Source organism: Kitasatospora xanthocidica, from assembly GCF_014656195.1.
Lineage (GTDB): Bacteria > Actinomycetota > Actinomycetes > Streptomycetales > Streptomycetaceae > Kitasatospora > Kitasatospora xanthocidica.
The window spans coordinates 140,695-161,120 of record NZ_BNBY01000010.1 but is presented as its reverse complement, the minus strand read 5'-3'; the positions used below and the strand labels follow the sequence as shown (position 1 = coordinate 161,120).

Annotated in this window: 16 protein-coding genes and 1 tRNA gene; 5 read left to right on the top strand and 12 right to left on the bottom strand. The window is 71.6% G+C overall.

What is annotated here, in order from left to right:
• Nucleotides 1–146 precede the first annotated feature (146 nt).
• The 3 genes from IE332_RS20055 to IE332_RS20045 all read right to left on the bottom strand — a co-directional run bounded on the left by IE332_RS20055 (nucleotide 147) and on the right by IE332_RS20045 (nucleotide 3,523).
• Entirely contained in the window at nucleotides 147–1,640 is a 1,494-nt protein-coding gene (locus IE332_RS20055; RefSeq protein ID WP_189918232.1) for a S28 family serine protease, read from the bottom strand.
• Between the two features lie 252 nt (nucleotides 1,641–1,892).
• The gene (locus tag IE332_RS20050; RefSeq protein WP_189918230.1) at nucleotides 1,893–2,720 is read right to left on the bottom strand and encodes a S1 family peptidase; all 828 of its coding nucleotides are present in this window, start codon (nucleotides 2,718–2,720) and stop codon (nucleotides 1,893–1,895) included.
• A 173-nt stretch (nucleotides 2,721–2,893) separates the two neighbouring features.
• On the bottom strand, nucleotides 2,894–3,523 hold the full coding sequence (locus tag IE332_RS20045) for a TetR family transcriptional regulator (RefSeq protein WP_189918228.1): 630 nt from the start codon (nucleotides 3,521–3,523) through the stop codon (nucleotides 2,894–2,896).
• Nucleotides 3,524–3,645: 122 nt separating this feature from the next.
• On the opposite strand from IE332_RS20045, the gene IE332_RS20040 reads away from it, so the two are divergent.
• The 3 genes from IE332_RS20040 to IE332_RS20030 all read left to right on the top strand — a co-directional run bounded on the left by IE332_RS20040 (nucleotide 3,646) and on the right by IE332_RS20030 (nucleotide 5,326).
• Entirely contained in the window at nucleotides 3,646–3,801 is a 156-nt protein-coding gene (locus tag IE332_RS20040) for a hypothetical protein (protein WP_189918519.1), read from the top strand.
• A 70-nt stretch (nucleotides 3,802–3,871) separates the two neighbouring features.
• Nucleotides 3,872–4,225 carry a DUF4190 domain-containing protein gene (locus IE332_RS20035; protein ID WP_229928734.1) on the top strand — a complete coding sequence of 118 codons (354 nt, stop codon included), beginning with the start codon at nucleotides 3,872–3,874 and terminating at the stop codon, nucleotides 4,223–4,225.
• Between the two features lie 216 nt (nucleotides 4,226–4,441).
• Complete coding sequence (locus IE332_RS20030) at nucleotides 4,442–5,326, top strand: metallophosphoesterase family protein (RefSeq protein WP_229928733.1); 885 nt, start codon at nucleotides 4,442–4,444, stop codon at nucleotides 5,324–5,326.
• Nucleotides 5,327–5,433: 107 nt separating this feature from the next.
• Here the strand turns inward: IE332_RS20030 and IE332_RS20025 are convergent, their stop codons facing one another.
• The 6 genes from IE332_RS20025 to IE332_RS20000 form a co-directional block, all read right to left on the bottom strand.
• A complete protein-coding gene (locus IE332_RS20025) occupies nucleotides 5,434–8,007 on the bottom strand; it encodes an FtsX-like permease family protein (protein ID WP_189918224.1) in 2,574 nt (857 codons plus the stop codon).
• Nucleotides 8,004–8,759: an ABC transporter ATP-binding protein gene (locus IE332_RS20020; RefSeq protein WP_189918222.1), complete on the bottom strand. Its 756-nt coding sequence runs from the start codon at nucleotides 8,757–8,759 to the stop codon at nucleotides 8,004–8,006. Before IE332_RS20020 ends, IE332_RS20025 begins: the two co-directional genes overlap by 4 nt.
• Entirely contained in the window at nucleotides 8,756–9,061 is a 306-nt protein-coding gene (locus IE332_RS20015) for an SHOCT domain-containing protein (RefSeq protein ID WP_189918219.1), read from the bottom strand. Before IE332_RS20015 ends, IE332_RS20020 begins: the two co-directional genes overlap by 4 nt.
• A 263-nt stretch (nucleotides 9,062–9,324) precedes the next feature.
• Complete coding sequence (locus IE332_RS20010; RefSeq protein ID WP_189918217.1) at nucleotides 9,325–10,002, bottom strand: response regulator; 678 nt, start codon at nucleotides 10,000–10,002, stop codon at nucleotides 9,325–9,327.
• A complete protein-coding gene (locus IE332_RS20005) occupies nucleotides 9,999–11,276 on the bottom strand; it encodes a sensor histidine kinase (protein WP_189918215.1) in 1,278 nt (425 codons plus the stop codon). Before IE332_RS20005 ends, IE332_RS20010 begins: the two co-directional genes overlap by 4 nt.
• Nucleotides 11,277–11,425: 149 nt before the next feature.
• Nucleotides 11,426–13,957 carry an ATP-dependent Clp protease ATP-binding subunit gene (locus IE332_RS20000; RefSeq protein ID WP_373313776.1) on the bottom strand — a complete coding sequence of 844 codons (2,532 nt, stop codon included), beginning with the start codon at nucleotides 13,955–13,957 and terminating at the stop codon, nucleotides 11,426–11,428.
• Between the two features lie 275 nt (nucleotides 13,958–14,232).
• On the opposite strand from IE332_RS20000, the gene IE332_RS19995 reads away from it, so the two are divergent.
• Nucleotides 14,233–15,921: an HNH endonuclease signature motif containing protein gene (locus tag IE332_RS19995; protein ID WP_189918210.1), complete on the top strand. Its 1,689-nt coding sequence runs from the start codon at nucleotides 14,233–14,235 to the stop codon at nucleotides 15,919–15,921.
• 121 nt (nucleotides 15,922–16,042) lie between these two features.
• Here IE332_RS19995 and IE332_RS19990 read toward each other — a convergent pair whose 3' ends face one another.
• The 3 genes from IE332_RS19990 to IE332_RS19980 all read right to left on the bottom strand — a co-directional run bounded on the left by IE332_RS19990 (nucleotide 16,043) and on the right by IE332_RS19980 (nucleotide 18,845).
• Nucleotides 16,043–17,779, bottom strand: a complete 1,737-nt coding sequence (locus IE332_RS19990; RefSeq protein ID WP_189918208.1) for a GmrSD restriction endonuclease domain-containing protein — start codon at nucleotides 17,777–17,779, stop codon at nucleotides 16,043–16,045.
• Between the two features lie 17 nt (nucleotides 17,780–17,796).
• On the bottom strand, nucleotides 17,797–18,555 hold the full coding sequence (locus tag IE332_RS19985) for a serine/threonine-protein kinase (protein ID WP_189918206.1): 759 nt from the start codon (nucleotides 18,553–18,555) through the stop codon (nucleotides 17,797–17,799).
• A 215-nt stretch (nucleotides 18,556–18,770) separates the two neighbouring features.
• Nucleotides 18,771–18,845, bottom strand: a tRNA-Val gene (locus IE332_RS19980).
• A gap of 154 nt (nucleotides 18,846–18,999) precedes the next feature.
• Between IE332_RS19980 and IE332_RS19975 the strand changes: the two genes are divergently transcribed.
• Nucleotides 19,000–20,409 carry a coiled-coil domain-containing protein gene (locus IE332_RS19975; protein WP_373313769.1) on the top strand — a complete coding sequence of 470 codons (1,410 nt, stop codon included), beginning with the start codon at nucleotides 19,000–19,002 and terminating at the stop codon, nucleotides 20,407–20,409.
• Nucleotides 20,410–20,426: the final 17 nt, after the last annotated feature.

Below are 20,426 nucleotides of genomic sequence, written 5' to 3'. Positions count from 1 at the left end.
GGGCGTGGACGACGAAAGGAGGCCGCCCCGGGCAGCGGGGCGGCCTCCTGTCCATGGTGACCCTGGCGGGTCAGGGTGCTACCGCGGTTCAGCCGTCACAGCGGTTCGGGCATCCCGGCGGCTCGGGCATCCCAGCGGTTCGGGCGTCACAGCGGGCGGCGCTCCTGCTCCAGCCGCTGGCCCTCGACGTCCAGCGGGCCGAAGGCAGGGATCAGCTGCGGCGACTTGGCCAGCGAGCGGGCGGCGTCCTGGTCGCCCAGGCCGGCCCACTCCAGGACCTTGGCGGTGGCCTCCGCCGACTGCTCGGCGGGCAGCTTGGAGATGTTGGAGCCGTGGTTGCCGCCGGGCACGGTGTAGACGTAGCTGTCCTCACTGCCGCGGCCGAGGTGGAACGGCTTGGCGCCCCACGGGTCGTTGCCGCCGTAGACGTACATGATCCGCTCGCCCTCGCGCTTCACCCAGCGGTCGATGTCGGGCATCGCGTACCGGTTGAAGCTGACCGGGATCTCCTTCGGCACGTAGGCGCGGGCCGAGTAGAGGTCCTTGTAGTCGTAGTGCAGCAGGTCCTTCAGGTACGAGACGTCGAAGAACGGCGCGCCCAGCTCGGTGGCCGCCTGGTAGTAGTAGGCGGTGTACTTCGCCAGCGACTGGTCGCTGTTGCCGGTGATGCCCGACTGCGCGTCGAACCAGGCGTACAGCTCGTCGTCGGTCGCGGTGGCGGCCACCGGCACCTTGGCGCAGTCCGCCTCCAGGCTGTACTGCCAGAACGCCCAGACCACGTCCAGCGTGCCCGCCTCGTACGCGCGGTCCGGAGTGCCGAGGGTGTTGAACGTGGAGCCGGCCGCCTTGTTGTCGGCGACGTAGCGGGCCTCCAGGCGGTCCCGGCGCACCAGCAGCTCGCGCTGGGCGGCCTGCAGCCGGGCCCGGCACTCGGGGGTGCCGACGGTGCGGAAGAACTCGGTGTAGGCCGCGTAGTCGCTGACGTCGGTGTTGTTCGGCGCCACGTAGGCGATCGTGCCGGCCACGTCGTCCGGGTAGAAGCGGCGGTAGAAGGTGGAGGACATGCCGCCCTTGCTGGCGCCGGTGGACAGCCACTCCTGCTGGTAGATCCGCTTGAGCGCGGTCACCAGCCGGTGCGAGTCGGCGGCTCCCTGACGGATGCCGGCCTTGGACCAGTCCGCCGGCTCGGGGCGGGAGGGGGTGAAGAACCGGTACTCGATGGAGACCTGGTTGCCGTCCACCAGCCGGGTGGGCTCGGTGCGGGACGGGTTGGTGCCCAGGGTGTAGCCGTTGGTGTAGAAGACGGTCGGGCGGTCGTAGCCGCGGTGCAGCAGGCTGAAGCGCTGCTGGAAGGTGCCCAGCCAGGGGCGGGCGTGGTCGATCGGCTGGGTGTAGGTGGCGATGAAGTAGCGGTGGCCGGTGGTGGTCGGCTTCTCCTCGGTGATGGTCACCCCGGGGATCGCCGCCAGGCGGTCCTTGATGTCGGCGTTCGGGTCGTCGGCGGGGCCGCGGCCGTGGGCCGCCCCGGACGCCGATGCGCCCTGGTCGTCGGCGGCGAACGCCGGGGACGCCAGGCCGCTGAACGCGAGCAGCGGTATCAGCAGGGTGGAAACCAGCAGCCTTCTCAACGCGGTGGTCATCAACTCTCCATCTGGTCAACGGACATGGGTGCGGCCTCGTGGTACGACTCTGCGGTGCGGGTGGTGCGGTGGCCGCCCGGTGGACGGCCGAATGGGCCACCCGCCGTCGGCGGATGACCCATCAGGGCAAAGGTGCTGGTCACTGGGGTTGCGCGGCCCTGTCGGCGGGGTGCCGGTCACCGACGGGGCGCCCGCTACCCGGTGGGGTGCTGGTTGCGGACGGGGGTTCACGCCAAGGAACTGGGGTTCGCGCTAAGGGCGGGGCAGGGTGCAGCCCGGGAGGGTCAGGTCGAACTTGTTGCCGGCGGCGAAGCAGGCCGGGATCCCGTACGTCTCCTGGGCGTAGCCGATGCCCCGGCGCACCGTCACGGTGCCGTTCTGGTCGACCTCGCAGGGGTTGTCCAGGGTGCAGCGCTCGCCGTTCTCGTTGGTCGTGTTGTTGACGGCGACCACCTGGCCGGACGAGGCGTCGACCACCGGGGAGCCGGAGGTGCCGCCGATCACGTTGCAGGCCGAGGTGTAGCGGACCGAGTCCTTGAAGGTCCAGTCGGCTTCCTTCAGCCGGTAGGCGAAGCCGTCGACCGAGCAGGAGTAGATCTTCTTCCAGTACCCGGAGACGACCTTGATCGAGGTGCCCTGGACGGGGTGGGTCGCGGCGACGGTCAGCGGCGCGATCCCGTACCGGGACTGGATCGAGGAGTAGCTGGTGTTCAGCTGGTAGATCGACACGTCGGTGTCGGTCATCGCGCCGTAGACCACCTTGGTCGCGCGCAGGGTGGCGACGCCGCTGCCGGAGGCGTTGAGCAGGGTGAAGGTCCGGCTGGAGGCCTGATTGAGGACCACCTGCCCGGGGCCCGGCATGCCGGACTCCAGGCAGTGGCCGTTGGAGAGTATGAGCGCCGGGTCGCTCGCGGCCGAGCCGGGCATCCGCACCAGCGAGCCGGAGCAGTTGCTGAGGGCCACCGTTCCGGCGAAGTTGACGGTGGCCCTGGGGGCCGCCTGAGCCGGGGAGGCCACGGCAAGGGTGGTGGCACCGGCGGCCAGGAGCGTGGCGAGCGTGCCTATGAGCGGCTTCTTCATGAGAGACCTCTCGATGTGGGGGGTCCACGTGTGGGGGTGCACCAAAGCTGTCGCGGACATGACCCACTGTCAAGGGTCAAGGCGAGACCAAGAAACCACCCCGAACGCAATGGCCGGTTACCACCGCCCCCATCAGGGCCCGGGCGTCCGCGCGCACCCCCTACGACACGGGGTCAGCTCCCCTGCCAGTGCCGCCGCCCCAGGCTGATCAGGCGCAGCTGCAGCCGCGCGGTTGCGGCGATCCGCTCCTCCCGGTCCGGCTCGGCCTCCTGCGCCTCCAGGAAGGCGGAGGCCGTGGACACCATGTGGTCCACGTACAGCTCGGCCAGCATCCGCAGGTCCTGCTCGCTCCACCCCCGCGACACCGGCTGCAGCGCCAGCGCGGCTCCCACCTCGGCGGCGAAGCGGCCGAGTTCGGCGTCGATCGCCTCGCGCACCTGCCGGACCCCGCCGTGCCGCTCACGTGACAGGAAGCGGACGTGCGGCCGGTGCTCGCGGACGTGCTGCTCGATCACGTCCACCGCACGGTCGATCAGCTCCTCGGCACCGCCCGCCTCGGCGAGCACCGAACGGATCATGACGTGCAGGCTGGCCAGCGACTCCTCGACCAGCGCGACCCCGAGGGCGGCGAGGTCCGGGAAGTGCCGGTAGAAGGCCGCGGGCGAGAGCCCGGCCTCCCGGGTGACCTCGCGGACACCCAGGCTCGCCAGGTTCTGATCGGCCAGCAGGTGCAGCCCGGCATCCAGCAACGCCCGCCGACTCTGCTGCTTCTGGGCCTGTCTGGCCCCTACGGTGTGACTCACGCCATTCAGTAAACAGTCGTTTGCCGAACTTGGCCAGCCGGAGTACAGTGATGCCGAAGTCAGCGAACACTTGTCAACCGAAACCGGCGCACGCACCACAGCCGTAGCCGAAGGAGTCAGCCGTGATCCTGTTCTCCGCCCTGGTCGCCATGGCCGTCCTGATCGGTACCGCCGCCCACACATCGCTCCCGGTCTTCCTCGCCGCCTCCGCCGCCATCACCGCCTGGCTGCTCGCCTTCGGCGCCCGCGAGGGCATCGCCCGCCTGCGCCACCGCTGACCGGACACACCCCTCGGACCGCACCCCGGACCGCACCCGCGGCCACTCCCCAGAGAGGACCCGCACAGCCATGAGCATCGCCACCAGCCGCCGCGCCATCACCCGTCAGGCCGGCGCGCGCCAGGCCATCACCCGCCAGGACGCCGCCCACGGGTCCGCCGCCCGCCAGGGGACCGACCGGCAGGAGACCGCCGAGGCCGACAACCTGGCCGTCGCCTCCTTCCTGCTCGGTCTCCCGGGCCTACTGCTGTTCAACATCGTCCTGGGCCCGATCGCCATCACCCTCGCCACCCTGGCCCTGACCCGCGGCACCAGCCGCCGCGGCCGCGCCGTCCTCGGCCTGGTGCTCGGCATCGCCTCGCTGGCGATCCTCGCGTTCACCACCGCCACCTCCCACGGTGTGCTCATGGACTTCAGCTCGTGAGCCGAAGCCCCTGAGCGGAAGGTGATGGGTGCAGAGGCTCCCTGGGCCGAAGAACCCAGGCAGGCGAACCCGGGCCGACGAACCCGGGCCGGAGCTCCTGAACCGGCCTCAGTTCCCCGGCGGGGCGGTCGAACAACTGATCCCCTCAACCCGCCCCGCTCCCCCGGCACGCCACGTAGGGTGGCCACATCGGCCAGGCGACCTCAGGGGGCAGGTGTGACTACGGAGAACCGCAGCGACGCACGACCGGCGCGGCCCGCCCCGACGGGCGGACGGCTGCTCGCGGTGAGCGACCTGCACATCTCCTACCAGGAGAACCGCGACCTGGTGGAGAAGCTCCAGCCCACCCACCCCGACGACTGGCTGCTCGTCGCCGGCGATGTCGCCGAGCTCACCACCAGCATCGAATGGGCCCTCGGCCTGCTCGCCGAGCGCTTCGCCCGGGTGGTGTGGGTGCCCGGCAACCACGAGCTGTGGACCCACCCCGAGGACCCGGTCCAGCTGCGCGGCGTGGCCCGCTACGAGCACCTGGTGGAGCTCTGCCGCCGCCTCGGCGTGGTGACCCCCGAGGACCCCTACCCGGTCTGGGAGGGCCCGGACGGACCGGTCCGCATCGTTCCACTCTTCCTCCTGTACGACTACTCCTTCCGTGCGCCGGGCACGACCACCAAGGAGGAGTCCCTGGCGGCCGCCTACGAGAGCGGCATCGTCTGCGCGGACGAGCGGATGCTCCACCCCGACCCGTTCCCGGACCGCGACTCCTGGTGCCGCGAGCGCGTCCGGCTGACCGAGGAGCGGCTGGCGGCCTGCGACCCGGACGTCCCGCTGGTCTTCGTCAACCACTACCCCCTGGTCCGCCACCCCACCGAGATCCTCTGGTACCCCGAGTTCGCCCAGTGGTGCGGCACCGAGCTGACCGCCGACTGGCACCGCCGCTACAACACCGCGGCGATGATCTACGGCCACCTGCACATCCCCCGCCGGACCAGCTACGACGGTGTGCCCTTCGAGGAGGTCTCGCTCGGCTACCCGCGCGAGTGGCACAAGCGCGGCCTGCCGGACCCGCTGCTGCGCGAGGTGCTCCTGCGGACCACGGACTGACCTCCGGGCCCCCGGCCGGCCGCCGACTGGCAGCCCGGCTGGCCGTCCGACTGACCGGCCGACTGGCCACCGGCCGGCCATCGCGCCGCTCCTCTCCCGCTCACCTCCTAGTCCGTCGCGATCGCCCGTAGGACGTCCAGCCGTGCCGCCCGGCCCGCCGGGCGCAGGCCCGCCACCGCACCCGCCAGCAGTCCGGCCGCCAGGACCACGGCCAGCTGCCCGGGCGGTATCGCGAACGATCCCGTCCCGGCACTGTCCGAGGCCCGCACCAGGGCCCAGCCGAGGAAGGCCCCGAGCCCCAGCCCGCCGACCGTGCCGAAGGCCGCCACCAGCACCGACTCCCAGCGCACCATGGCGCGCAGCTGAGCCCTGGTCTGACCGACCGCCCGCAGCAGCCCCAGCTCCCTGGTCCGCTCGTGCACGGCCAGTGTCAGCGTGTTGGCGATGCCCAGCAGCGCGATCAGCACCGCCAGGGCCAGCAGCGCGTAGACCACCGAGAGCATCATGTCGACGCCGGAGGCCGCGCTCTTCGCGTACTGGGCCCGGTCCTGCACCTGCGGGCTGCCGAACGGGACCAGTGCCTTCTCCACCGCCGCCTTTCCGGCAGCCGCGGAGACGCCGTCGCGCAGCCCGACCGCGACCATGGTGTCGGCGTCCTGCCCCCGGTGCGGAGCCCAGGCCTGCCTGGTCACCACGTAGTCCCCGGCCAGCCCGCCGCCCTCGTAGAGCGCCCGGATGGTGAACGGTCCGCTCGCGCCGTCGGTGAAGCCCACGGTGACGGTCTGTCCGAGCCGCCAGCCGTGCTGCTGCGCCTCGCTGCGGGAGACCGCCAGCCCGTCCGTGCCGAGCGCGTCCAGCGAGCCGTCGACCCGGCCGAGGTCGACGATCCCGGGCAGCCGGGCCGGGTCGGTGACGTCCAGCGTCCGCCCGTGCCCGTCGATCCGGGCCACGCCCCGGCCGAGCCCGACGGTCTGCCGCACCTCGGGCAGCCCGGCCAGGGCGTCCGCCACCTTGGGGCTGATCCCGCTGCCGCCGGCCCCGAACGAGGCGGTGGTGACGGCGAGGTCGCCCGCGAAGGACTTGCTCACCGTGTCGTCCAGGGTGGCCCTGATCGACGCGCCGAAGACCGTGAACAGCGTGACCACCGCGACCCCGATCATCAGCGCGCTCGCCGTGGCCGCCGTCCGGCGGGGGTTGCGGGCCGCGTTGCGCCGGGCCAGCACCCCGGAGACCCCGCGCAGCCTGGGCAGCGGCGCGCCCAGCGTCCGGACCGCGAGGGCGGCGGCGACCGGACCGAGCACCACCGTGCCCGCCAGCACCGCCAGCGCCCCGGTCGCCGTCAGCACGACGGAGGGACCGTCGGTCGCGCCGAGCACGGCCACCGGCGCACCGCCGGCGAGCAGCAGAGCGCCGAGCGCCACCCGGACGGTGCCCGAGCGGCCCTGCCCGGCGCGGTCGACGCCGGTCTCCCGCAGGGCCGCCAGCGGAGCCGTCCGCCCGGCCCGGACGGCCGGCTGCAGCGCCGAGCCCACCGCGACCAGCGTCCCGACCAGCAGCGGCAGCAGCACGGCGGCCGCGCTGATCACCGTGCCGCCGGTCGGCAGGGCGAAGCCGAGCGCCGAGAACAGCGCCTTGAGGCCGGTCGCCACCCCGATCCCGCCGAGCAGCCCGCCGAGCGAGGCGAGCAGACCCACCGCCAGCGCCTCCGCCAGCGTCGCCCCGAGCACCTGGCCGCGCACCGCGCCGAGCGCGCGCAGCAGCGCGTTCTCCCGGCTCCGCTGGGCGACCACGATCGCGAAGGTGTTGTGGATGGTGAACGTCGCCACCAGCAGCGCGATCCCGGCGAAGACCAGCAGCAGCGTGGTGAACATGGTCAGGAACCGCCCGGACAGCAGCTGGGTGGACTCCTGGGTGGCCGCCGCGCCGGTGATCGCCTGCACGCCGCCGGGCAGTCGCGGGGCGATCCGGTCGGCCAGCTCCCGCTGGGAGACCCCGCCCACCGCGCGGACCTGGATCGAACCGGCCTGCCCCGCGCCCTTGGGCGTGAGGTAGCGCTCGGCGTCCGCGAAGGTCATCGCGGTGAAGGTGCTCGGCCCCATACCGTCCGCGCTCGCCCCGAAGGTGGCGATGCCGACGACGGTGACCGGCACCGGATCGGGCGTGCGCAGCACCGTGGTCGAGCCGACGTGCAGCCCGCCCGTCCTGGCCGCGCCCCGGTTCACCACGACCTCGCCCGGGGCGGCCGGCGCCCGGCCCTCGGCCAGCCGGTACGGGTTGAGCCGGCCGTCGGTGAGCCAGTTGCCCGCCAGGGTCGGCGGGCCCTGGCCGCCGATCGGTTTGCCGTCGCTCCCGAGGAGTTGGCCCGCACCCTGCACGGACGGCTCGGCGGCCGCCACGCCCGGGATCGTGCGCAGCCGGTCGGCGAGTGCCGTCTCCACCGGCGCCCGCACCCCGCCGGCCGTGCCCTGGGAGTCCAGGACGTCGGCGCTGCGGACCACGACGTCGGTGCCCGCGTTGGCGTCGGCGAAGAGGGTGTCGAAGTTGGCCCGCAGGGTGTCGCCCAGCACCATCGTGCCGGTCAGGAAGCTCACCCCGAGCAGGATGGACAGCAGGGTGCCGGCCAGCCGCCGCTTGTGGGCGCGCAGTGAGCGCAGGCTGAGCCGGAGCGTGGCGGTGTTCACGACCGCCCCCGTTCGAAGGCCTTCATCCGGTCCAGCACCAGCCCGGCGCTGGGCCGCTCCATCCGGTCGACCAGCCGGCCGTCGGCGAGGAACAGCGCCTCGTCGGCCCAGCCGGCGGCCGTCGGGTCGTGGGTGACCATGACGACGGCCTGCCCCATCTCGTCCACCGAGCGGCGCAGCAGGCCGAGCACCTCGCCGCCGCTCTGGGAGTCGAGGTTGCCGGTGGGCTCGTCGGCGAAGACCACCTGCGGCCGCCCGGCCAGCGCCCGGGCCACCGCGACCCGCTGCTGCTGGCCGCCGGAGAGCTCGCTCGGGCGGTGCCCCAGCCGGTCGCCGAGGCCGACGACGTCGATCAGCGCCTCCAGCCAGGCCCGGTCCGGGGCTGCCCCGGCGAGGTCGAGCGGGAGGGTGATGTTCTCCCGGACGGTGAGCGTGGGCACCAGGTTGAAGGCCTGGAACACGAAGCCGATCCGCTCCCGGCGCAGCAGGGTGAGCTTGCGGTCGCTGAGCGGGCCGAGCTCGGTGTCACCGATCCAGGCGCTGCCCGCGGTGAGCGTGTCCAGCCCGGCCGCGCAGTGCATCAGGGTGGACTTGCCGGAGCCGGAGGGCCCCATGATCGCGGTGAACCGCCCGGCCGGGAAGTCCACCGTGACGTGGTCCAGAGCCCGGACCTCGGTGCCGCCGACGCCGTGGACCTTCACGGCGTCGGCGACCCGTGCGGCGGTGCCGCGTACGACGTCGAGGGTGGTCACTTGGCGCCACCTCCCGGGGCGTCGTCCCGGTGCGGCTCGCTGAGCACGGCCCGCTTGGCGCGGTACTCCTCGGCGTCGATGTCGCCCTCCGCGTAGCGGCGGCCCAGGACGGCCAGCGGGTGCTCGGCGGCCGGTCCGGCCCCGTGGCCGTACCCGAAGGCGCAGCCGTAGCCGTAGCCGCGCCGGCGCCAGACCGCGCGGCGCAGCACCACGACGACCAGGAACACCACGGCGATCCAGACCAGGGGGATCAGCAGGATCCACGGCCCGGGGCCGTGCCAGTCGGCCAGCTGCGTGTACATGGTGGTTCATCTCCTCGACGGTGGGCCTCCAGGACCTCGGGGTTCCGAGGTGCCTTGAGCGTCCCGCCGAGGGGTCTCATCACGCGTCCTACCGGCAGCGGCAGTTGGGGTACTCCCGGGAGAGTACGGACGGCTCGTGACACGCCGGGCCGGGAGTAGGTCCCGGTGCAGGGCGCCCGCCCGGCCCGCCCGGCCGCACCGGGTCTCCGCGCAGGCCGCTCAGCCCATCCAGCCCGGCCGCACCAGATCTCCGCGCAGGCCGCTCAGCCCAGCCAGCCCGGCCGCACCAGCCCCGACTCGTAGGCCAGCACGACCAGCTGCGCCCGGTCCCGCGCGCCGAGCTTCACCATCGCCCGGCTGACGTGCGTCTTCGCCGTCAGCGGGCTGACCACCAGCCGCCGGGCGATCTCCTCGTTGGACAGCCCCATCCCGACCAGCGCCAGCACCTCGCGCTCCCGCTCGGTCAGCATCGAGACGTCGGAGAGCCCCGCCGGCGCCGCCTCGGGCGCCTTGGACCGGGCGGCGAACTCGCCGATCAGCCGTCTGGTCACCCCCGGCGAGAGCAGCGCGTCCCCCGCGACCGCGACCCGGACCGCCCGCAGCAGGTCGGCCGGTTCGGTGTCCTTGACCAGGAAGCCCGCCGCCCCCGAGCGCAGCGCCTCGAAGACGTACTCGTCCAGCTCGAAGGTGGTCAGCACGACCACTCGTACGGAGGACAGCGCCGGGTCCTCGGCGATCCTCCTGGTCGCCTCCAGGCCGTCCATCCGCGGCATCCGGATGTCCATCAGCACGACGTCCGGCACCAGTTCGCGGGCGAGTTGCAGCGCCGCCTCGCCGTCGTCCGCCTCGCCGACCACCGTGAGGTCGTCCTCCAGGTCCAGCAGGGCCCGGAAGCCCGCCCTGACCAGCAGCTGGTCATCCGCCAGCAGTACCCGAATCACTCGCTCTCCGTCTTCGGTGTCGGCAGCTCCGCCCGGACCCGGAAACCGCCGCCGGGCACCGGCCCCGCCGTGATGGTGCCACCGAACGCCCCCGCACGCTCCCGCATCCCGACCAGCCCGCTGCCCGACCCGCCGGCGTCGGCGACCACGGCCGGCCCCGGGTCCTCGACCCGGACCACGAACAGCGCGGGGTCCCTCCAGTCCAGCACCACGACGGCCTGCCGGGCCGCCGAGTGCCGGATCACATTGGTGAGCGCCTCCTGGACGATCCGGAAGGCGGTGAGGTCGACGGTGGCGGACAGCGCGCGCCGCTCGCCGCGCTCCTGCACCTCCGCCTCCAGGCCCACCCGGTCGGCCTGCTCGGTGAGTTCGTCCAGCCGGTCCAGCCCCGGGGCCGGTCCGCGCGGCGCCGCCCCGGGCCCGCGCAGCGTCGCGAGCACCTGGCGGACCTCGCCGAGCGCCTCCTTGCTGGTCGACTTGATGGTGACCAGCGCGGTGCGGGCCTCCTCCGGCCGCCGGTCGAGCAGTGCCAGCGCGACCCCGGCCTGGATGTTGATCAGCGACAGGCTGTGCGCCAGGATGTCGTGCAACTCCCGGGCCATCCTGAGCCGTTCCTCGTTGGCCCGGCGCTCCTCCAGCTGCTCCCGGTAGGCCCGGTGGGCGGCCATCCGCTCCCGCCGGAACCGGACGATCTCGGCGATCGCCATCACCAGCAGCAGCCAGGCGAGCAGGCCCAGCTCCTCCTGCCAGGCGACGCCGTGCGAGGGAGCGCGCTGCCAGTCCTCCGGCAGCACGAAGGCCACCAGCACGTGCACCAGGTACACCCCGGCCATCCCGGCCCAGGCGGCCCGGCGGTGCCCGGCGCCGATCGCCACGCTGCACGCGACCAGCCAGCTCAGGAAGACCGGCCCGTACGGGTACCCGGCGGCCAGGTAGGCCGCGGTGGCCACCGAGGTACCGGCCACCACCACGACCGGGTGGCGCCTGCGCAGCACCAGCAGTGCCGGCCCGAGCAGCAGCAGTACGTAGCCGAACGCGTCCAGCGGGGCCCGCCCCGGCTGGTTGTGCGCGGCGAAGTGCGAGCCGACCACCTGCACCACCGCTGCACCGGCCGCCAGCCCCACCGGCAGGCCCGCCCGCACCCACGGCGGCCGCCACGGCTCGGGCGGCCCGGACGGTCCGGACGACCCGGGCGGCCCGGACGACTTGGACGGTCCGGACCGCCCGACAGACGGCTCGCGCGGTCCGGCCGACGGCTCCGGTGGCGGGGACATGGGCGGCATCATGCCCAGAACGCTAGACCCGCGTTCCGCTCCACCGCGTCCTCCACCAGTGGCGTTCGGGCGTACTCCCGCTGGAGTACGCCCGAACCCGAGCCCTCTTCCCTCAGCGGTCCACGCCACGACCTCAGCGATCCGCCGCCTCAGCGATCCGCGCCCGCCGCAGCCTTCTCCCCCGCCTCCTCGAAGGTCGCCGACGCCTCCGGCCGGGCCAGCGTCACCACCAGCTCGCCCTCGCTCACGTCCGCGATCAACGTGTCCCCCTCCCGCACGGAACCGTCCAGCAGCAGGTTGGAGATCCGGTTGTCCAGCTCGGACTGGATCGTCCGGCGCAGCGGCCGGGCCCCGAACTCCGGCTGGTACCCGCGGTTGACCAGGAACTCCTTGGCCGCCTCGGTGACTTCCAGCCGGACGTCCTGGGCCCGCAGCCGGCGCCGGCTGCGCTCCAGCAGCAGGTCCACCACCGACACCAGGTCCTTCCGGGTGAGCGCGTGGAAGACGATCACCTCGTCGATCCGGTTGAGGAACTCCGGCCGGAACTGCTGCCGCAGGTCCCGCATCAGGTCGTCCCGGATCCCGTCCACGTCCCCCGAGTGGTCCAGGATCCGCTGCGACCCGATGTTGCTGGTCATGATCACCACGGTGTTGCGGAAGTCGACCGTACGCCCCTGGGAGTCGGTCAGCCGTCCGTCGTCCAGCACCTGGAGCAGCAGGTTGAAGACGTCCGGGTGCGCCTTCTCCACCTCGTCGAAGAGCAGCACGCTGTACGGCTTGCGGCGCACCGCCTCGGTCAGCTGCCCGGCCTCGTCGTAGCCGACGTACCCGGGCGGGGAGCCGACCAGCCGGGAGACGGTGTGCTTCTCCTGGAACTCGCTCATGTCGAAGCGGATCATCCGGTCCGGGTCGCCGAACAGCAGCGCCGCCAGCGCCTTCGCCAGCTCGGTCTTGCCGACGCCGGTCGGCCCGAGGAAGAGGAAGGAGCCGGTCGGCCGGTCCGGATCGCCCATCCCGGCCCGGCCGCGGCGCACCGCCTGGGCCACCGCGGTGACCGCCTCGTCCTGGCCGATCACCCGCTCGTGCAGGTGGTCCTCCAGCTTGAGCAGCCGCTCCTTCTCGGTCGCGTTCAGCTCCGCGACCGGGATGCCGGTCCGCGAGGACAGCACCTGGGCGATGTCGTCGGCCGTGACGTCGACGACCTCCTCGCGGGACTCGGCGATCGCCGCCAGCTCGTCCTCGGTCTGCCGCAGCTCGCTCTTCAGGTTGGCGGCCCGGACGAACTCCTCGTCCGCGACGGCCTCCTCCAACTCCCGCTTCAGCTTGGTGATCCGGTCCTGCACCCCGGTCGCCGCGGTGGACCCGCTCAGGCTGCGCAGCCGCACCCGCGCGCCGGCCTGGTCCAGCAGGTCTATCGCCTTGTCGGGCAGGAAGCGGTCGCTGACGTACCGGTCGGAGAGCGTCGCCGCCGCGTCCAGCGCCTCGTCGGTGAACCGCACCTGGTGGTGCGCCTCGTAGGCGTCGCGCAGCCCGTGCAGGATCTCGACGGTCTCCTCGACGCTCGGCTCGGGCACCAGCACCGGCTGGAAGCGGCGCTCCAGCGCGGCGTCCTTCTCCACGTGCTTGCGGTACTCGTCCAGCGTGGTCGCGCCGACCACGCTCAACTCACCGCGGGCGAGCGCCGGCTTGAGGATGTTGCCGGCGTCCATCGAACCCTCGCCACCGCCGCCCGCCCCGACCACGGTGTGCAACTCGTCCAGGAACAGGATCACGCTCTTCTCGGCCGCCGTGACCTCGTCGATCACGCTCTTCAGCCGCTCCTCGAACTCGCCCCGGTACTTGGAGCCGGCCACCAGCGCGGTCAGGTCGAGGGTCACCACCCGCTTGTCCTTGAGGCTCTGCGGCACGTCCCCGGAGACGATCCGCTGGGCCAGGCCCTCGACGATCGCGGTCTTGCCGACGCCCGGCTCGCCGATCAGCACCGGGTTGTTCTTGGTCCGCCGGGAGAGGATCTCCACGGTCTGCTCGATCTCCTCGGCCCGCCCGACCACCGGGTCAAGCCGGCCCGAGCGCGCGTCCTCGGTGAGGTCGCGCCCGTACTCGTCCAGCGTCGGCGTCTCACTCGGGTGCGCGCCCGTACTGCTGCGCTCGCCGCCGGTGCCGCGTCCGTCCAGCACCGTCTTCAACGCCTCCTGCGAGGGCGCCGCGTTGCGCAGCGCCACGCCCGCCCCCGACCGCTCCTGGTCCAGCAGCGCGCCGAGGATGTGCTCCGGGCCGATGTACGAGGCACCGGCCTCCTGCGACCGGGCGTGCGCGGCGAGCAGGGCGCGCTTGGCCGAAGGGGTGAGCGACGGCTGCCCGTCCACCGCCTCGCCACCGCCCGCCGGCAGGGCGTGCTCCAGGTCGCCGGACAGCCGGTCCGGATCGATGCCCGCCCGCTCCAGCATCCGCCGCGACGGCTCCACCCGGGTGGCCGCCCAGGCCAGGTGGGCGGTGTCGAGGTCACTGGACCCGTCCTCCGCCGCACGCCGCGCGGCCAGCGCCAGCAGCTCCTGGGAGGACTCACTGAGCAGCCGCCCGATCGGCACCCGCTGCACGGCGGGCGGGGAAGCCAGCGGGCTCATCCCGAAGAACCGGCTGAGCAGATCGGAGAACGGATCGTTCGATCCGAACGGGGGCATGGTCACGGCCACTCACCTCTCCCAAGCGGTTTGCAGCCACACAAACACAGCCCGCACGCCCTCGCCTCCCGAGCCGAACCCCGCCACCACCCGTCCCGCCCGCCGCCCCACCCTCACCCCGTGAAGCGGTCCAGCAGCACGCCCCCGGATACGCCACCGCCATCGTCAGCAGCCCGCCCACCCCCGCCACCCGCCGGTCCAGCACCGGAGCCAGCGAGCGGCGAGGTACCCGATCTGTACGGGGTGGTGTCACTGGAGTGCTCTACCGTTCCCTCATGGAGATCGGTGGCATCACGCGCTCAGGCATCCTGCAGGCGATCGCAGAACACGACCGGCTCGGGGAAGAACTCTTCCGCACCACCTACGGATACCGCGCCGTTTCCCCTCATCTACTGGTTCACGAGGGCCGCCACTACGACTCCAAGGCCATCGCCGGAGTAGCTCACCTCTTCGACTGCGGTGAAGCACTCAAGCAGGGCCAGTTCAGCGGCGGCCCGACGCAGGCACTGAACTGGCTGGAGCGCGAAGGCTTCGTCCTGTCCGAGCCGCCCAAGACGTTCCTCCGGCGCGTCGGGAGCCTCCGGCCGACCACGCGCAAGAACGAACCAGCTTCGCACCGCCCGCTCCTGGTCCTGTGGGCCATCGGTCAAGCACTGGCCGGCGCCCCGCGTGAGCGGTCGTGGACAGAGACACGCGCCGCGTTCACCCCGCTCCTGGAAAAGTACGGCGAGGTTCAGAAGGGCGCACAGGCCGCCCACGTCCCGTTCACCGCACTCGTCGGCGACGACCTGTGGGAGATCGAACCGACCGAACGTCACGAGGAAGCCGGCCGGTCCAAGCCCCGTCGCCCGACCCTCGACGTGCTCGACCGGCTCAACCCCAGGGCGGGCCTCCCGGAGGCGGACCACCAGCTGATCCTGGCCCAGCCCGAGGTCGCTGCAGAAGCCGCAGCAGGGCTCATCCTGCGGTACTTCTACCCGTTGCCGAAGGAGTTTCTGGAAGACCTCGGCCTGCACGGTCTCCTCACCATCCGGTGGGCGGATTCTCTCCGGCCACTCATCGGGGAGAAGTTCGAGAAGCGCGAAGCCATCTGGCACTCCTACGGCGGCCAGCGGATGGCCGGCATCGGCAGCCTCGGCGACGGGATCCTCAGCACCTTCTCCAAGGACAAGGGCCCCTACGCGGACGGCCGCCTCGTCGACTCCGACTGGATCGCCTACGTCGGCGACGGCCTGAAGGGTGATCAGCGGCTCGTTGACGGGAACAAGGCCCTGGCTGAGCACCAGACCGCTCAGCGACCTCTCCGTTACTGGCACAAGCCCCTCGAAGGCGACTTCAGCTTCGAGACATGGGTCGTGGTCGTCCAGCGTCGACTCCGCTGGGGACAGGGAACGGACAAGGAATGGCGCCGCGAGTTCGTCTGGATCCTCGCGCCCGTGCCCTCCCCTCTGCGCGCAACGTGGCCGCACGAGGTCGAGGAAGCACTGGCCAACGACACCGGCGAGCTCTACGACGAGACGACGGAGTACCAGCCAGGAGACGTCGACTCAACTGCTCGGCGCACCACGGAGAGCGACGCGGACGCGTACCGCCGCCTGACCAATGCTGCGGAGTCACATAGCGCCCAGCGGAAGGAGGCCAAGCGCCCGTCCAAGGTCGATCGGCACGTGCGCAGCACGAGTGCCCGAGCAGCAGTAATACGCCGGAGCGGCGGCCGCTGCGAGAACCCGCGCTGCGCCGGCCACCCGACGGAACTCACCACGGCCGGCGAGCCGATCCTTCAGGTCGACCACGTCCTTGACCTGAGCAAGGGCGGCCCGGACGTACCGTCGAACATGATCGCGCTGTGCCCCAACTGCCACGCGCTCAAGACCTACGGGCAGCATCAGGGCAAGCTGCGCCGGGAGCTCGAGAAGACGGCCCGGCTGCTCCACAGCATGGCGCTCGACGATCCGGCCTCCTGAGGGCAGACGAGCATCCACCGCCGGGTACGAGGGGCCGGTTCGCGAGGATCACTGCGCGAACCGGCTCCGCCCGGCTGGACACTGCAGCCTCAACCGCAGCTGGTACGGCCAAGTCTCGGCCTCAGGGTTCACCGACCTCCGAATCCATCACAACCGACTGGCCAGTCACACCTTCGATCGCCTCGAGCACGAGAGAGAGTCGCTCCTGTAGGAAGTCCGCGTAGTCGGCGCTACGGAACCCGTACCCCTCCTCGACGTTCACCAGATGCGATTCCAGTGTCTCCAGGAGCCTCTTCTGTGCCGTGGCATCCTGGGCCTCCACGAATTCATGGATCGGACGGCTCTTGATGGACCTGCGCGTCTCACCGTCGACCATGATCCTGTTGAGGATGAGGTCCGCGCCGGACTCGCTGGAGTTGCGCTGTAGCCACGCCTTCGGGAACACCTGGACGGCTTCCAGCTTCGCCTCGGACGGCCGGCTGTTGGAGACCGCCTGGGCTGACCGGAAGTCCTTGGCCCCGCCCTGAATGAGGAGGGACATCACGCCGCGGTAGAGCGCCTTCCGATTCGCCCGGGCACTCAGCAGATCAGCGTCGGTGAGGTCGAAGTCCTTCACGGCCTCCGGCTCCTGGGCATCCGGGTCGACCACCCAAGCCTTGAGCAGCTTGTAGTCCGCACCGACCTGGCTATTGGCGCCCTGGTCGAAGTTCTCCGTGAAGATGGAACACCAGTAGTACTGGAGCAGCCTCTCGCGCGCCTCAGCCTGTTGCTGAGGACGCAGGGTGCGAAGCTCCGACCAGATGGCCGCCATCGGCACGAGCAGCATCCCGTACGGCAGCCACTGGGGCGATATCACGCCGCACTCACGCTTGAGCATGTCCAGCACATCAGCGGCGGCGGCGACGGAATCGTCCCAGAACTGCTTCAGCTCATCGGACGTCAACTTGCCGAGGATGTCCGTACGCTGGGCCGACCCACGGGCCCGGAGCGAGATCGATTGGAGGAGATTATAGGGATCGACATCGAATTCGACCAGGATCGGGTACTCCTCCTGCCCGCGCTCCCACCACTCGCGCAAGCGGGCGCCGGACGGATAGAACTTGGCGGTGAGGAGTTCGAACGCTCCGAGCGGTTTCGCCGTCTTGTTGAGAGTCTCGAAGATGTTGCAGACCGCGAGCAGGGACGTGCTCTCCGGGAGGTCGACGACGGGGAACGGATAGGATTCGAGGGGCTGTAGGTATCCCTCTCGCAGCTGGTGCAGGGTCTCTTCCAGGAGGTCTTGCCGCTCCCTGTCCTCGACCACGGCCCGGGATAGAGCCCGGAAGGACTTCCTGAGCTCGTGGAAACTCGAGAGGGGAAAGGTCCCGTTCGCCAGCTGCCATTCCTCGTCCAGCGGGTCGAACCTCAACCTGCCGCGGGTGTCGTACGCCACGATGGCGGTTTCGAGTTCCACTTCCTCGAGCGGCCGCAAGGTGTAGTCGCTCTCATCGATGAACGGCCACACCTTGATGAAGAACTGGTACTCACCCTTCCCGGAGAGGACGTGGTAGAGCGAGGTCAATCGCTGCTGCCCGTCGAGTACGAGCCGGCGCGGCTCGACCCCGATGCCCTCCGGAGCTTCCTCGAAGGGCCGCGAGTCGAACCTGTGGGAGGAACTCTGCTCCCAGGTGAGCAACGTTCCGGCCGGGTAGCGCAGGATGATGGACTTGATGAGCTCGACGGTCCGCTTCGGTTCCCAGACGAAGCTGCGCTGAAAATTGGGAAGGGCGAGCGATCCGTCGTGGATCGAGCGGATCAGCGAACCGACGGTCTCGGGATTAGTCTTGAAGACCGGGTCTTCCTTGAACATTGAGGTCATTCCTTCTCCTTGCCTCGTCAGTGGGTGAGCAATTCGGCCAGGCCCGTTCGAAACTCCGCCACGGTCTGCGGGCGGCACTCCGGACGCTCCGCAATTCCCCGATTCAGAAATCCGTGCAGCATCTCCGGGGCCTCCTCGATCCGCGCGTACGGGTAGGGGAGCTGCCAGGTGAGGAGGTGGATGAGGATCTTTGTCAGGGAGAATATGTCGGCGGCGAACGTTGCCCCATGTGCGTCGTCGTACTGTTCCGGCGCCGCATAGGCGAAGGACCCGACGAGTTTGTTCTTCTCGGTGATGACCGCGCTCTCCGAATCGAGTCGGCGGCAAAGGCCGAAATCGGACACCATCCACTTTCCGTCGAGCGACAGGATGTTGTTGGGCTTCAGGTCCCGGTGAATCACGCCGTTCTCGTGCGCGTACTCGACCGCGGCCAACACCTCGTCCATCACCGAAACGACCCAGGACACGGGCCGCTGCGGGCCCTCCAGGCACTTCTGCAGGGTCCCGCCGGCCAACGGCATGGCATACCAGGGCGGAGCCGCATTGGTCGCGAAGGCCAGCACGGGCATGATTCCCGGGTGACTCAGTCCGCTCTGGCTGTCTACTTCACGCAGGAAACGTTTCTTCTGGTTCGCACGCTCCTCACGGGACGAACCGGGCTCGTAGGCCAAGTACTTCAGGGCGACGAGGCCCTCGCTGCGGCCGACGGCCTCCGCCTTCCAGACAACACCCTGACCACCCTTGTCTAGTGCGGCCACCTTCTTGAACCGTGCCATGTTCGTTTGAAAGCCCCCCATGATCAGCCTTGGCCTCAACGACGATCGGAATGGCTCACCCGAAGATCGTCCACCCACCTTGGACCACGCGGAGCATCATTGGATAGGGCATTCGGCGCACTACCCAGCCGAGTGTGGGGACGGCGCACGCCCGCGCTGTTGGTAGCCGGGCATGCAGAGGGCCCCCAGTCGAGATCGACTGGGGGCCCTCGGGGTGGTGGGCGCGGACGGTTTCGAACCGCCGACATCTGCTTTGTAAGAGCAGCGCTCTACCACTGAGCTACGCGCCCCCGGTCGTGGCCCGGTGGGCGCACGACGAGTGCCTAGGGTACCTGGTCCCGGGGGTGGTGTGGGTCCGGGTGGCCGGGTGGGGCGCGTGGCGGGGCGGCGGCGGGGACGGGAGGGGTGGGAGGGGGTGACGGGCCGGTGGGGTGATCGGGGAGAATGGGGGCCGGATCAGCGGGTCGGAGCAGGGAGCGCGCAGTGACGGTGGCCGGCGGGAGCGGGCGGGGGCGGCGTCGGGCGGGGAGCGCGCTGGCGGACGCGCTGGTGTTGCCCGTGGTGCTGGCGGGCGCACTGGGGGCGGTCGGCCTGGCCTCGGCCGGGACGGGCGGCTGGTGGGGCCGGCGCGGTGGCGGCGAGGGCGTACGGGCGGGGGCGAGGGAGGCCCGGGCCGCGGCGCAGGAGGCGTTCTACGAGCTGGAGGAGACCCAGCGCGAGGTGCAGCTCGCGGTGGAGACCGTCCGCGCGGCCGAGGACGGGCCGACGACGCAGCGCGCGCTGGCCGACCTCGCGGCGATCTCCGGCCGGATCGACCAGGTCACCGTGAACTACCTGGGCGCGCTGGACGCCCACAACCTGGACAGCGAGTCCCTGGACGCCGGGGCGGCCGCGCAGGCCAAGCGCCAACTGGAGGACGTGAAGGGCCAGTTGGGCTCCGCGCGCGCCGAACTGAACGACTTCCTGCGCCGCCTGCAGCCGGCCGTCGAGCACGCCGAGCAGCAGCTGATGCGGGTCACCCCGGCGGTCGAGCAGGCCAAGCGGGCACTGCTCACCGCCTCCAACGCGCTGGACCAGGCGCGCGGCGCCGGCCTGCGGGCGGACGACCTGGCGGCCCGGCTCGCCGAACTGGCACCGGAACTCGGACGGCTGAACGAGGGCCCGGCCCGGCACGGGGTGGCCGGCACCCTGCAGCGCGCGGACGACGTGAAGCAGCGCGCCGAGACGATCGCCGCGGACGCCGCCCAGCTGCCGGAGCGAGCGCGGGAGATCGACCGGCGGGTGGCGAGCCTGCGCACCCGGATCCAGGCGCTGGAGACCAAGGCCGCGACGGTCGATCCGGCGCTGAGCGAGCTGCGCCGCCGGTTCAGCACCGCCTGCTGGCAGGACCTGCAGCGGGTGCCGGACCAGGTCGCGGAGACCGGGCGCGCCGCCGAGCGCAAGCTCGCCGAGGCGTCCCGCGCGCGGGACGAGCAGCGCTGGGCGGACGCCACCGCCGCGATCGGCACGGTCCGCGCGCTGCTGGAGACCGCGGACGGCTCGGTGGCCGCCGTGAACGACCGGCTGCGGCAGCTGAACGAGGTGCAGCACGACCCCAACCGGGAGATCGAGCGCGCCCGCTTCGCCATCCGGGACGCGCAGCGGCTGGCGATGGCCGGGCGCAGCGCGCCGGACCCGCGGCACGCCGCCCCGCTGGACGAGGCGGTGGCCCGGCTGGACCGCGCGGTGGCCACCCTGGAGGCGGCCGGCCGGCACCCCGACTACTGGGCCTTCCTCACCGAGCTGGCGGCGGTCCGGGACACGGCCGCGCGGGTGATCGAGCTGATCCGCGGCGACCTGGGCGGGCACCGCTAGGACAGCGCCAGGACACC